This is a genomic window from Pseudomonas sp. PS02303, from assembly GCF_029959925.1.
Lineage (GTDB): Bacteria > Pseudomonadota > Gammaproteobacteria > Pseudomonadales > Pseudomonadaceae > Aquipseudomonas > Aquipseudomonas mandelii.
Window position 1 is genome coordinate 1 of the sequence record NZ_JASCOM010000179.1, and the last position, 12425, is coordinate 12425.

General features: G+C 61.1%; 12 protein-coding genes. 9 read left to right on the forward strand and 3 right to left on the reverse strand.

Features of this window, described 5'->3' with window-relative positions:
• Positions 1–200: 200 nt before the first annotated feature.
• Positions 201–701 carry a phosphate-starvation-inducible PsiE family protein gene (locus tag QMX98_RS25980; protein ID WP_077750195.1) on the forward strand — a complete coding sequence of 167 codons (501 nt, stop codon included), beginning with the start codon at positions 201–203 and terminating at the stop codon, positions 699–701.
• On the opposite strand, the gene QMX98_RS25985 is transcribed toward QMX98_RS25980, so the two are convergent.
• From QMX98_RS25985 to QMX98_RS25995, 3 genes are all read right to left on the reverse strand, one after another.
• Positions 698–1015 carry a DUF3509 domain-containing protein gene (locus QMX98_RS25985; protein ID WP_010463182.1) on the reverse strand — a complete coding sequence of 106 codons (318 nt, stop codon included), beginning with the start codon at positions 1013–1015 and terminating at the stop codon, positions 698–700. The two genes, QMX98_RS25980 and QMX98_RS25985, sit on opposite strands and share 4 nt — an antisense overlap.
• Positions 1016–1231: 216 nt before the next feature.
• Complete coding sequence (locus QMX98_RS25990) at positions 1232–2533, reverse strand: HAAAP family serine/threonine permease (RefSeq protein WP_010463179.1); 1302 nt, start codon at positions 2531–2533, stop codon at positions 1232–1234.
• A gap of 62 nt (positions 2534–2595) precedes the next feature.
• A complete protein-coding gene (locus tag QMX98_RS25995; RefSeq protein ID WP_282411579.1) occupies positions 2596–3972 on the reverse strand; it encodes an L-serine ammonia-lyase in 1377 nt (458 codons plus the stop codon).
• Positions 3973–4107: 135 nt separating this feature from the next.
• On the opposite strand from QMX98_RS25995, the gene QMX98_RS26000 reads away from it, so the two are divergent.
• The 8 genes from QMX98_RS26000 to QMX98_RS26035 all read left to right on the forward strand — a co-directional run bounded on the left by QMX98_RS26000 (position 4108) and on the right by QMX98_RS26035 (position 12344).
• Positions 4108–5055, forward strand: coding sequence for a LysR substrate-binding domain-containing protein (locus tag QMX98_RS26000; RefSeq protein WP_010463175.1), 948 nt, complete (start codon positions 4108–4110; stop codon positions 5053–5055).
• Between the two features lie 213 nt (positions 5056–5268).
• Positions 5269–5676: an HPF/RaiA family ribosome-associated protein gene (locus QMX98_RS26005; protein ID WP_010463173.1), complete on the forward strand. Its 408-nt coding sequence runs from the start codon at positions 5269–5271 to the stop codon at positions 5674–5676.
• 265 nt (positions 5677–5941) lie between these two features.
• Positions 5942–6247 carry a DUF3649 domain-containing protein gene (locus QMX98_RS26010; protein ID WP_154503170.1) on the forward strand — a complete coding sequence of 102 codons (306 nt, stop codon included), beginning with the start codon at positions 5942–5944 and terminating at the stop codon, positions 6245–6247.
• Positions 6244–7824 (forward strand): PepSY-associated TM helix domain-containing protein, encoded by a 1581-nt coding sequence (locus QMX98_RS26015; protein WP_282411580.1) that lies wholly within the window; start codon positions 6244–6246, stop codon positions 7822–7824. The genes QMX98_RS26010 and QMX98_RS26015 overlap by 4 nt, the downstream gene beginning before the upstream one ends.
• On the forward strand, positions 7825–8148 hold the full coding sequence (locus tag QMX98_RS26020; protein ID WP_010463167.1) for a DUF3325 domain-containing protein: 324 nt from the start codon (positions 7825–7827) through the stop codon (positions 8146–8148).
• On the forward strand, positions 8148–8711 hold the full coding sequence (locus tag QMX98_RS26025) for an RNA polymerase sigma factor (RefSeq protein WP_010463165.1): 564 nt from the start codon (positions 8148–8150) through the stop codon (positions 8709–8711). Before QMX98_RS26020 ends, QMX98_RS26025 begins: the two co-directional genes overlap by 1 nt.
• The gene (locus tag QMX98_RS26030) at positions 8708–9697 is read left to right on the forward strand and encodes a FecR family protein (RefSeq protein WP_282411581.1); all 990 of its coding nucleotides are present in this window, start codon (positions 8708–8710) and stop codon (positions 9695–9697) included. Before QMX98_RS26025 ends, QMX98_RS26030 begins: the two co-directional genes overlap by 4 nt.
• A 217-nt stretch (positions 9698–9914) precedes the next feature.
• Entirely contained in the window at positions 9915–12344 is a 2430-nt protein-coding gene (locus tag QMX98_RS26035) for a TonB-dependent receptor (protein WP_282411582.1), read from the forward strand.
• Positions 12345–12425 lie beyond the last annotated feature (81 nt).

Below are 12425 nucleotides of genomic sequence, written 5' to 3' on the forward strand. Positions count from 1 at the left end.
GGCAAGCCTCGCTCCTACAGGTTGATGTGATCTGTAGGAGCGAGGCTTGCCCGCGAAGGGCCCGACGAGACACCAAAAAAGTGCCCCGTGGCAGCCCATCGCCATCTCACCCAACAGCCCCTGGCCTTTTTTCTGCATGCAGAACAACCGTCACGTCAAAACCGCATTATCCGCTCGAACCGAGCTAAGGAAGAATCATCGTGAAAATCAACTGGGCCGAGAACCTGCGGCAGAACGTGCATCAATTGGCAGAGTCCCTGGGCAACCTGTTCGTCGAGACCTTCCACTACCTGGCGCTGTTCGCCATCGGTGCAGTGACCGCATGGGCGGCGGTGATGGAATTTCTGGGGATGATCGAAGAAGGGCACATCAAGATCGATGACATCTTGCTGCTGTTCATCTATCTGGAACTGGGGGCGATGGTCGGGATTTACTTCAAGACCAACCACATGCCGGTGCGCTTCCTGATCTACGTGGCGATCACGGCGCTGACGCGGCTGCTGATCTCCAACGTCTCGCACCACAATCCGCCGGACCTGGGGATCATCTACCTGTGCGGCGGGATTCTGCTGTTGGCGTTCGCGATCCTGGTGGTGCGTTACGCTTCGTCGCAGTTCCCTTCGGTGAAGATCGAGCACCCGCAACGCAAGATCGGTACGGGTTCCGGTGAGCATCCAGACGTCGAGAAGGGCGAGATTTAAAGGCCCATCGTCGGGCGAGGCCGGGCTTTGGCCAAGGGTGGCGGCAGGTTGCGATTGTCGCCATCGGTCATGGCTTCGAGGATGGCCACGGCGCTGTGGCCCTGTTCAATGGCGATGCCGAACTGAATGCTTTGCACCAGGCGCTTGAGGCGCTTGGGGTCATTGCGCTGTTCGGCGCTGATCATCCGCTTGGCAACCACATGGCCGCTGTTGGAGAGGGTCAGCATGATGCTGCCGTCCAGACCCTGAATGCTCAGGTTGATCTGATAATCCGCTGCAAAGGCATCGGTAATGAGCTGAAAAGGGTTGTCCATGATGCGTCACCGCCTGATTGAACGTGCAGTTGTTGACCGGCCATGATCGGGTTGGTTCGCGTTACCGGACCATCGGCAAGCCGCTCGCTGAGGTTTTCAAAAGTCCTTTTGCCTCGCAGGTGATGTAGCAAGGGCCATGCCGGAAAAATTGTCGAACAATGATCGCGGCCAAAAAAAGGCGGGCACCTTGGCCCGCCTTCTTTTTGCCTGCCCGTTTCAGGGCATGAACGAGTAGATGATCGCAGACAGTGCAATCAAACCGATCAACACCACGAACACGTTCGACACTTGCCCGGAGTACTGGCGCAAGGCCGGCACGCGGCGGATGGCGTACATCGGCATCAGGAACAACAGGCACGCAATGATCGGCCCGCCGAGGGTTTCGATCATGCCGAGGATGCTCGGATTGAAGGTCGCCACGGCCCAGCAACTGAGGATCATGAACAGCGCCGTGATGCGGTTCAGCCAGCTCGCCGACATCACCCGGCCACGGCCGCGCAGGCTTTTCACGATCAGGCCCTGAAAGCCCTCGCTGGCGCCGATGTAGTGGCCGAGAAAGGATTTGGTGATCGCCACCAGCGCAATCAGCGGCGCGGCATAAGCGATGACCGGGGTCTGGAAGTGGTTGGCCAGGTACGACAGGATCGAGATGTTCTGCGCCTTCGCCGCCGCCAGGTCAGCCGGGGACAGTGCCAGCACGCAGCTGAAGCAGAAGAACATCACCGTCACCACCATCATCGCGTGGGCGATGGCGAGGATGCCGCTGCTCTTGCGTTCGGCCTGTTCGCCGTAACGCTGTTTCTGGTCAACGGCGAACGCAGAAATGATCGGCGAATGGTTGAACGAGAACACCATCACCGGAATCGCCAGCCACAGGGTTTTGAAGAACAGCGGCAACGGCATGCCTTCGCTGGCAGTGGCGAAGAACGCGCCGTTCCAGTTCGGGATCAGGCTGACGCCGAGCAGCAGCAACGCCGCGACGAACGGGTAAACCAACACGCTCATGCATTTGACGATGACGCCCTGGCCGCAGCGCACGATCGCCATCAGACCGAGAATCAACACCAGCGACAGAATCGCTCGTGGTGGGGGGGCGATGTGCAACTGATGCTCCATGAAGCTGCTCAAGGTGTTGGTCAGCGCCACGCTGTACACCAGCAGAATCGGGAAGATCGCGAAGAAATACAGCAGCGTGATCAGCTTGCCTGCACCGATGCCGAAGTGTTCTTCAACGACTTCGGTGATGTCCCCGGAACGGCCGGACAGCACGAAGCGGGTCAGGCCCCGGTGAGCGAAGTAGGTCATGGGGAATGCCAGCACTGCCAGGATCAGCAGCGGCCAGAAGCCACCCACGCCGGCGTTGATCGGCAGGAACAGCGTTCCGGCACCAATCGCCGTGCCATAGAGGCCGAGCATCCAGGTGGTGTCGTGTTTGCTCCAGCCCTTGTGGGTTATTTCGCTATTGCGTGTCAGGTCTACAGCGGGGTTTTCGGCAGCAGGTGTACGTACATCGGTCATCGTTTGGCCTCGTTATTGTTCTTGCTCGGGCTCACGTGTTGCAGGCGGTCAGGGAATGCTCCTCAGCACTCCACCCAGCTCACTGCCAGGCCGCCCCGTGAAGTCTCTTTGTATTTGTCATGCATGTCGGCGCCGGTATCGCGCATGGTGCGGATCACCCGGTCCAGGGAAATGAAGTGTTTGCCGTCGCCGCGCAGGGCCATTTGCGTGGCATTGATGGCCTTCACCGCCGCGATGGCATTGCGCTCGATGCACGGCACTTGCACCAGGCCGCCGACCGGATCGCAAGTCAGGCCGAGGTTGTGCTCCAGGCCGATTTCGGCGGCGTTTTCCAGTTGCTCGGGCGTGGCGCCGAGCACGTCGGCCAGGCCGGCGGCGGCCATGGCGCAGGCGGAACCGACTTCACCCTGGCAGCCGACTTCGGCACCGGAGATCGACGCGTTTTTCTTGCAGAGAATGCCTACGGCCGCCGCAGCCAAAAAGAAGGCGACCACGTCATCGTCCGACGCGTCCGGGTTGAATTTCATGTAGTAGTGCAACACTGCCGGAATGATCCCTGCTGCGCCGTTGGTCGGTGCCGTGACCATGCGCCCGCCCGCCGCGTTTTCTTCGTTCACGGCGAGGGCGAACAGGTTCACCCACTCCATGGCCGACAGCGTGGAGGTGATGACATTCGGTTTGCCGATTTCCAGCAGGCTGCGGTGCAGTTTCGCCGCGCGGCGCGGAACATTCAGACCACCGGGCAGGATGCCTTCGTGACGCATGCCTTGCTCGACGCACTCACGCATCACCGACCAGATGTGCAGCAAGCCCTGACGGATCTCGGCTTCGCTGCGCCAGGCCAGTTCGTTGGCCATCATCAACTCGGAAACCCGCAAGCCGTGCTGGTTGCAGAGCTTGAGCAATTCGGCGGCGCTGGAGAAATCGTAGGGCAGCACCACATCGCTGACCGGCGCAATGCCGGACTCGGCTTCCGCCGCTTCGATGATGAAACCGCCGCCGATCGAGTAGTACGTTTGCTCCGACAGCTCACCGGTTTCGCCGAAGGCTGTCAGCGACATGGCGTTGGGGTGGTAGGGCAGACTCTCATCGAGCAGCAGGAGATCGCGTTGCCAGTTGAAGGCAATGGTCTTGTTGCCGGCCAGAGTCAGTTCGCCGGTTTCGCGCAAGGTCTGGATTCGGCTGTCGATGGTGGTCGGATCGATGCTGTCCGGCCATTCGCCCATCAGGCCCATCACGCAGGCGCGGTCGGTCGCGTGGCCGACGCCGGTGGCGGAAAGGGAGCCGTAAAGGCGGATTTCTACCCGACGGACGGCGTCGAGCAAATTCTGGTCAATCAGTGCCTGGGCGAAGGTCGCGGCGGCGCGCATCGGGCCGACGGTGTGGGAACTGGACGGACCGATGCCGACTTTGAAGAGATCGAAAACACTGATAGCCATGCTAAAGCCTATACAAGCAATGGAAGAGAAATCGCTGCCATTTTTGTAGGACAAGCGCAATGTCGGCGATACTGCCGACCTCGGTCCTACATGACCAACGAAACTTCCTAAGACAGCCTTTAGCAGGACTAAACAATGAGTCGCCAATTGCACGCCCAGACTTACGTCTGGCTGCACGTGTTTTCCTGTGCCGCGCGGCACTTGTCGTTCACCCGCTGCGCCGAAGAGCTGCACATCACGCCGGGTGCGGTCAGTCAGCAAATCCGCCAACTGGAAGAGCGGCTGGGCTTTCGCTTGTTTCACCGTCGTGCGCGCGGCGTGGAATTGAGCGCCGAGGGCCAGCGACTGGCCATCACCGTCAACGAGGCTTACGGCAGCATCGATGCGGAATTGCGACGACTGGACGCCGGAATGATCAGCGGAATTCTGCGGGTGCGTTCGATTCCATCGTTCCTGAGCAAGTGGCTGACCCCGCGCCTGCCACGCTTGCAGCAGCGCTTTCCGGACATTCAATTGCGCCTGGTGGCCGAGGACAGCAGCGTGCCGTTGCATGAAGGGGACTTCGACCTGGCGATCGACCTGAATGACGGCAGTTATCCCGGGTTGTTATCCACAACCTTGCTCGACGAGCAGATATTCCCGGTCTGCGCCCCGAGCCTGCTACGTGGCCGACCGCCGCTGCACGGTCCGGCGGGCCTGGTGCACTTTCCGTTGCTGCACGACATCACCGCCTGGCGCGGCAGTTACGAATACGCAGAATGGGAGTTCTACCTCAATGCCATCGGCTTCGAAGGCGCGGACGTGCGGCGCGGGCATACCTTCAACCGCAATCACCTGACCATCGAAGCGGCGATTGCCGGCATGGGCGTGGCAATTGCGCGGCGCACGTTGCTTAACGATGAACTGGAGCGGGGGACGTTGATTGTGCCGTTCGGGCTGGCGGTGCCCAATCACAAACGCTACGTGCTGCTCTATGCGCCAGGGGCGCTGAGCCATCCGGGCGTGCGTGCGGTGCATGACTGGCTGGTAGAAGAGGCGGGGATTTTCCGCAGTCTGCACCCGCTGGCGGAGCGACAGATGTGAGCAATTGTGACTGGGGAGAGAGGCGACCCAACTCCCGACCTTAACAGCGCTTTTGGTGGTTGTCCGACTTTTTTTGCGAATCCATATTTATCTTTTTTTAGGGGTTGAAATGTTCTTCGCGCAGACCGATTGTGTAAGTAAGAGGTCACGGTGATGACGCCCAAGGGCCAGCCGATGCGCCTCTCGCGAGCTAGCTGAAATAAGGGATGAACTATGCAAATCCAAGTCAACAGTGATAACCATATTCAAAGCAGCATCCGACTGGAGGAGTGGGTACGTACTACCATTGAGAGCACGCTCGAACGTTATGAAGAGGACCTGACACGCGTCGAGGTTCATCTGCGGGACGAGAATGGCGACAAGCCAGGTCCCCATGACATGCGCTGCCAACTGGAAGCGCGGCCAAAAGGCCACCAACCGATTTCTGTCACTCATAAAGCCGACACCCTGGAGCAAGCAATCGACGGTGCGGCGGAAAAACTCGAACATGCGCTTGAGCATCTGTTCGGCAAACTGCGGGGCAAACCACGTGCCGCTTTGGTGCCGTTCGAAAGACCCACTGCCGATGCGCTGCTGGAAGATGAATTTCTCGAGAACGAACAGGCTGCGCAAAACGGCTGAAGCCTGATCCACATTTAACCTTTCCGCTCTCCACCCTTAAAAACGGGCCTGCACATGCAGGCCCGTTTTCGTTTTGCCGATTAATCAACTGATCGTTCCCGAGCCCGCGGATCAGCGGCTCGGCACCCCTCGCATCGCAATCGGACTGTCCGGAACAGTCGATCTCATAGGAACTCTTTTGCGTATGAGAATATTTATCATTAATATTGCGGTCTTGTTGGCCCCATGACTTTCATGCGGCCTCACCTGGTTTCAAGGTCGAACCATGAAAGGCAAAACCCGCACGCTCCCCGTTCCTTATCGATTGGCCGTCACTTCTCGAGTGCTGGCCGCGGTATTGGGCGGCTATATCGTCGCAGCGCTGGCCAGTGTCAGCTTGAGTTCATGGTTGCCGATGGCCCGGGCCGAAGCGGTGGTGACCGGGATGATGAGCTCGTTTCTGGCCTACCTGATCGCGGTGCTCTGGTGTTTTGCCTGTCGCAGTGCCTGGCGAGCCTGGTTCGGATTGATCTTGGCGAGCCTGCTGCTGGCGGCGGTGTCGGGGTTGGCTAATTGGATGGGCCACGCATGAAAGAGGGATTTCGTCAGGCGATGGCCTGGTTGCACACCTGGGCCGGGTTGACCTTCGGCTGGTTGTTGTTCGCGATTTTCCTGACCGGCACGCTCGCCTATTTCAAGGACGAGATCAGTCACTGGATGCAGCCCGAGATACCGGCGCGTGCGGTGACCTCCGAAGCCAGTCTGACGCTGGCGCAAAACTACCTCCAGCAACACGCAGCCGGCGCCTCGCGCTGGTTGATCGACCTGCCGAGTGCCCGGGAACCGGGCCTGTCAGTGCGCTGGCAACAGACCCCGGCCAAGCCCGGCGAGCGCGGGCAATTCACCGAGAAACTGCTCGACGCGCAAACCGGCAGCGAAGTGCAGGGCCGCGAATCGATGGGCGGCGATTTCTTCTATCGCTTCCACTTCCAGCTGCAAATGCCCTATCCGTGGGGCCGCTGGTTGTCGACCATCGCGGCCATGGTGATGTTCATCGGTTTGATCACCGGGATCATCACCCACAAGAAAATCTTCAAGGACTTCTTCACCTTCCGCCCGCGCAAAGGCCAGCGTTCCTGGCTGGACGGGCACAACGCGGTGGGCGTTCTGGTGTTGCCGTTTCACCTGATGATCACCTACAGCAGCCTGGTGATTTTCATGGCGATGGTGATGCCGGCGAGCATCCTGGCTTCGTACAAAGGCGATCCCCGCGCGTTTTACGCGGAGGTATTCCCGGCCTCCGGCACGCCCGAACTGGCCGGCAAACCGGCGGAACTGGCACCGATGGCGCCGTTGCTGGAGCGGGCGCGCGCGCAGTGGTCGGGCGGCCGGGCGGAACGGCTGACGGTGAACAATCCGGGGGATGCGTATGCCTCGATTGTCGTCTCAAGGGATGATGCAGACCGCGTGATTTATGACGCCAGCAGCGCGGTGACCTTCCACGGCGTGACCGGCCAGCAACTCAGCGCCACGCCACAGCAACCGGTGCCGATGGCCATCGCCGGCAGTTTCTATGGCTTGCACATGGGCCATTTCGCGAGCCCCGTGCTGCGCTGGCTGTACTTCATCTGCGGGTTGGCGAGCACGGCGATGATCGGAACCGGTCTGGTGATCTGGCTCGGCAAGCGTCAGCTCAAACATGTGAAAAGCGGCGTAATGCCCTTCGAACTGCGGCTGGTGGAAGTGCTGAACATTGCCAGCATGTCCGGGCTGGTGGTCGCGGTGGCGGCATTTTTCTGGGCCAATCGGTTGCTGCCGGTGGAGATGGCCACCCGGGCGGAGTGGGAAGTGAACAGCTTCTTCATCGTCTGGGGCTTGAGCGTGGTTCACGCAGTGTTCCGCTGTGGTCGCGCGGCATGGATCGAGCAATTGGCGTTGGCCGCGATGCTGTTCTGCGGCGTGCCGCTGTTGAACGCGCTGACCACGCCGTATCACTTGGGCGTGACGCTGGCTCAAGGTGACTGGACGCTCGCCGGGTTCGATCTGACCTGCCTGGGCAGTGGCCTGTTCCTGGCCTGGGTTGCCTGGAAAATGCAGCGCACCGGGCAGACCGTTCGCGTCGCCAAAGAACGCGCCCGATTGATCATGCTTGAGCAAAAGGTGAACTGAATGCTGTTGGCCCTGCTGCTCTGCTACGGCGGTTTCACCGCGCTGTGTTTATCCATGGATCGGCATCACGGCGAACTGCTGGGGCGCCAGCCGTCTGCCCGGCGACGCAAAACGTTCAAGTTGGGCGGCTGGTTGCTGCTGGCAGTTTCGTTGTGGGCGGCGGTGGCGAAAACCGGTTGGGGGCTCGGGTTGGTGGAGTGGTTTGCGGTGCTGATGCTCAGCGCCTTGCTGCTGGTGTTGTTGATGCCTTATCGCCCGCGACTGGCCCTGGCGTTGGCTGGGTTGAGCCTGCTTGCCAGTCCCGTCGCCGTGTTGGCGCAGTGATGACCAGCGATCCCCCGGAATCCCGCGACGACGAATATCGCGGCGCCCGTGCGCATTTCCTTCAGGTGTTCCTGTCCCAGCGTTCGCAGATGGAAGCGCTGGTGAGCCGGCGTGTCGGCTGCCGCGCGACCGCCGCCGATCTGGTGCAGGACTTGTTTCTGCGTTTCTGGCGGCGTCCGCTGGTGCAGGTCGAGGAACTCAGCACTTACCTGCTGCGTTGCGCCGGCAACATCGCCATCGACCATTTGCGCAGCGAAGGCACGCGGGTGCGGGTCAACGAAGGCTGGATGCCGGATCAACCGGACAGCCAGGGCAGCGAACCACAAGCGGCGCTGGAGGCGGGCAACGACCTGCGTCACGTCGAAGCGGCGTTGCGCGCATTGCCGGAACGTACCCGGCAAATCTTTCTGCTCAACCGCATCCATGGCCGCAAATACGCGGAGATCGCCAAGGCCATGGGCCTGTCCCAAAGCGCCGTGGAAAAACACATGATGCGCGCCCTCGATGCCTGCAAGGCCAGTTTGCGGGAACCGCCAACGCGCACGCCAGGGAAAGCACCGTGAATCAACTCGACCGCGTCACCCCGACGCCCGCTCAAGAGCAGGCTGCACTCGCCTGGCTGAGCCTGTTGCACGACCAGCCGAGCAGCGGCGATCAACTCACTTTCAGCCGCTGGCTCCAGGCCGATCCCGCCCACGCCGAGGCTTATGCCCAGGCGCAAGTGCTGTGGGAGTTGAGCGAAATGCCCGCACGAACCCTGGCCGATGAAGACGCTTTCGCCTTGCAGGGTTACCTCAATGCGATGAACCGATCCCGACGCACCGGCGTGCGGCGCTGGTCTGGCGCGCTGGCCATGGCCGCGAGCCTGGTGCTGATGATCGGCATCGGCGCGGGTTGGCAGCCGATGCGCTGGATCGATGATCTGGGGGCGGACTATGTGTCTGCGCCAGGTGAAATTCGCACCGTGACGCTGGCCGATCAGTCGCAAGTGACGCTGGACGCCGACAGCGCCATTGCCGTGGATTTCAGTGGCGGCGAGCGCCACGTTCAGCTGCGTCGCGGTGCCGGATTCTTCAGCGTGACCCACACGGGTGATCCGTTTGTGGTCGACGCTGAAAAGGGCCAGGCCCGGGTGCTCGGCACTCAGTTCGAAGTACGTTTGCAGCCCCATGGTGCGCAGGTCACGGTCCTGTCAGGACGGGTCGGCGTGACAGCGGACAGGCACGCCGAGCAGCAGATTCTGACCGCTGGCCAGCAAGTGGCGTATGGCGAAGGTTCGGCGCAAAAGCTGCGTGTGGTTGATAGTGAAGCGCAACTGGCCTGGCGTCAGGGTTGGCTCAATTACTACAAGGTCACCCTGGCCGATGTGGTGCAGGATCTGGGGCGTTATTACCCGGGGCGGATTGTGCTGCTCAACGATGAACTGGCCGCGCGGCGGGTCAGTGGCAGTTTTCCGAGCAAGGATCCGCAGGCGGTGTTGGGTTCGTTGCAGGGCGTTTTGGGGTTTGAGCAGACCAAGGTGATGGGGCATCTGATTATTTTGCGGTGAGGCTGCCGGCCCCATCGCGGGCAAGCCCGCCCCCCTACAGGTTCGCGCGATCCTTGTAGGAGCGAGGCTTGCCCGCGAAGGCGTCAGGCTTAACGCCACATCACCCCGCAAAAAATTATTTTCAAAATTATGATGAGGTAAACCCAACCCCCATCCGTGTAGTGACTGAAACTGCGAGTCATTCGCATCCCGTAGGTTCTACACAGGTCAATGAGCAATGAAGTCCAGGGCAAAACCGGGTTCGGTCAAACAGTGGTTGGGTGCTTCTGCACTGAGTATGTCGGCGTTGGCCTTGCTGCCTTCGAGCGTCGCATCGGCCGCTGAGGCGGGCAATACGCAGCCGCTTACGCCGTTCAGCTTCGCCATCGCTGCCAAACCGCTGCCCCAGGCCTTGAGCGACTTCAGCCGCGTCACCGGAATCAGCGTGGTCTACACCGATGAAGCGCCTTACGGGCTCACCGCCCCGGCGGTCAATGGCCCGTTGAGCGCCGAGCAGGCCCTGCAGCGTTTGCTCAGCGGTTCGGGCCTCACCTTCCGCCGTAGCGATGCTCACACCCTGGTGCTTGAACCGCTGCCCAGCGCCGGCACATTGAATCTGGGCACCACCACCATCAACTCGGTGGCCGATCAGTCCATGAGCTATCAGCCGCCGCCCACCAGCTCGGTGATGCGCTCGTCGGCCTTGCTCCAGGACATCCCGCAGACCGTCAACGTCATTCCGGCCCAGGTCATTCGCGATCAGGCGCCGCGCAATCTGGATGATGCGCTGGCCAACGTCAGCGGCATCACTCAGGGCAACACGCTGGCGAGCACCCAGGACTCGGTGATGACCCGCGGTTTCGGCGACAACCGCAACGGCTCGATCATGCGCGACGGCATGCCGATCGTGCAGGGCCGCGGCATGAATGCGACCGTGGACCGGGTCGAAGTCCTCAAGGGCCCGGCCTCGCTGCTGTACGGCATCCAGGACCCGGGCGGCGTGGTCAACATGGTCAGCAAGAAACCCGAGCTTGAGCAATACAACGCCCTGACACTGCGCGGTTCGACCTACGGCGACGGTAAAAACGGCAGCGGTGGTGGCCTCGACAGCACCGGCGCACTGGGTGATTCCGGCTTTGCTTACCGTATGGTGCTGGACCACGAAGACGAAGATTACTGGCGCAACTTCGGCACCCACCGCGAGACGTTGGTGGCGCCGTCGCTGGCGTGGTTCGGCGAAAGCACCACGCTGTTGTTTTCCTACGAACACCGCGAGTTCCTGACCCCGTTCGACCGCGGCACGGTCATCGATCCGCGCACCAACCATCCGTTGGACATCTCGCGCAATGAACGCCTGGACGAGCCCTTCAACAACATGGAAGGCCGCTCGGACCTGTACCACTTCGAGGCCGATCACGAGCTCAACGACAATTGGAACGCTCATTTCGGCTACAGCTGGAACCGTGAAACCTACGACGCCAGCCAGGTGCGCGTCACCGCCATCGACACCCGACGCGGCACGCTGACCCGTAGCATGGACGGCACTCAAAACGCGATCAGCACCGACCGTTTCACCACCGCCAGCCTCGAAGGCAAGGTGAACGTGTTGGGTATGCAACACGACCTGGTGTTCGGCATCGATGACGAATACCGCAAGATCTACCGCGAAGACCTGATCCGCCAGAAAAGCCTGAGCACCTTCAGCTACGTCAACCCGGTCTATGGCCGCGAAGTCGCCGGCACCACGGTCAGCCCGGCGGACAGTGCGCAGACCGATGAACTGCGCAGCGATTCGATCTTCCTGCAGGACTCGATCCACCTCACCGATCAATGGATTTTCGTCGCAGGCGCACGCTTCCAGGAATACGACCAATACGCCGGCAAAGGCGTGCCGTTCCAGGCCAACACCGACAGCAACGGTCAGAAATGGGTGCCGCGCGCCGGTCTGGTCTATCGGTTCACCGATGAACTGTCGTTCTACGGCAGCTACACCGAATCGTTCAAACCCAACTCAACCATCGCGCCGTTGAGCGGCAGCAGCACCGTGCTCGACGGCAGCGTCGCGCCGGAAGAAGCCAAGTCGTGGGAAATCGGCGCCAAGCTCGACATGCCAGGGCGCGTGACCGGCAACGTCGCGCTGTTCGACATCAAGAAACGCAACGTGCTGGTGGCCAACTCCGAAGGCCCGGTGACGATTTACAGCGCCGCCGGTGAGGTACGCTCCCGGGGTCTTGAAGTGGATTTGAGCGGCCAGCTCAGCGACCGCTGGAGCCTGATCGGCAGCTATGCCTACACCGATGCCGAGGTCACCGAAGACCCGACCTATAAGGGCAAAAAACTGCAAAACGTCGCGAAGAACAGCGGCTCGCTGTCGGCGGTCTACGACTTCGGCACCATTGTGGGCGGCGATCAACTGCGGGTCGGCGCGGGCGCGCGGTATGTTGGCGAGCGGGCGGGTAACGCGGTCAACGATTTCGACCTGCCGAGCTACACCGTGGCCGATGCCTTCGCGACCTACGACACCAAGGTCGAAGGGCAGAAGGTCAAGTTTCAGCTCAACGTGAAGAACCTGTTTGACCGCACCTACTACACCTCGGCGGCGAGCCGGTTCTTTGTGTCGATGGGGGATTCGCGGCAGATCTCGTTGTCCAGCACACTGGAATTCTGATCGCAGACCGCGTAATCGTTCTTCGCGGGCAAGCCTCGCTCCTACACGTTTTACGTTGTCCTTGTAGGAGCGAGGCTTGCC

Bases quoted from the DNA above. Each gene is read 5' to 3' on its own strand.
- QMX98_RS26015 (WP_282411580.1), top strand. From the start codon at position 6,244: ATGAAAGAGGGATTTCGTCAGGCGATGGCCTGGTTGCACACCTGGGCC.
- QMX98_RS25990 (WP_010463179.1), bottom strand. From the start codon at position 2,533: ATGACCGATGTACGTACACCTGCTGCCGAAAACCCCGCTGTAGACCTG.
- QMX98_RS26005 (WP_010463173.1), top strand. From the start codon at position 5,269: ATGCAAATCCAAGTCAACAGTGATAACCATATTCAAAGCAGCATCCGA.
- QMX98_RS25985 (WP_010463182.1), bottom strand. From the start codon at position 1,015: ATGGACAACCCTTTTCAGCTCATTACCGATGCCTTTGCAGCGGATTAT.
- QMX98_RS26000 (WP_010463175.1), top strand. From the start codon at position 4,108: ATGAGTCGCCAATTGCACGCCCAGACTTACGTCTGGCTGCACGTGTTT.
- QMX98_RS26025 (WP_010463165.1), top strand. From the start codon at position 8,148: ATGACCAGCGATCCCCCGGAATCCCGCGACGACGAATATCGCGGCGCC.
- QMX98_RS25995 (WP_282411579.1), bottom strand. From the start codon at position 3,972: ATGGCTATCAGTGTTTTCGATCTCTTCAAAGTCGGCATCGGTCCGTCC.
- QMX98_RS26010 (WP_154503170.1), top strand. From the start codon at position 5,942: ATGAAAGGCAAAACCCGCACGCTCCCCGTTCCTTATCGATTGGCCGTC.
- QMX98_RS26035 (WP_282411582.1), top strand. From the start codon at position 9,915: ATGAAGTCCAGGGCAAAACCGGGTTCGGTCAAACAGTGGTTGGGTGCT.
- QMX98_RS26020 (WP_010463167.1), top strand. From the start codon at position 7,825: ATGCTGTTGGCCCTGCTGCTCTGCTACGGCGGTTTCACCGCGCTGTGT.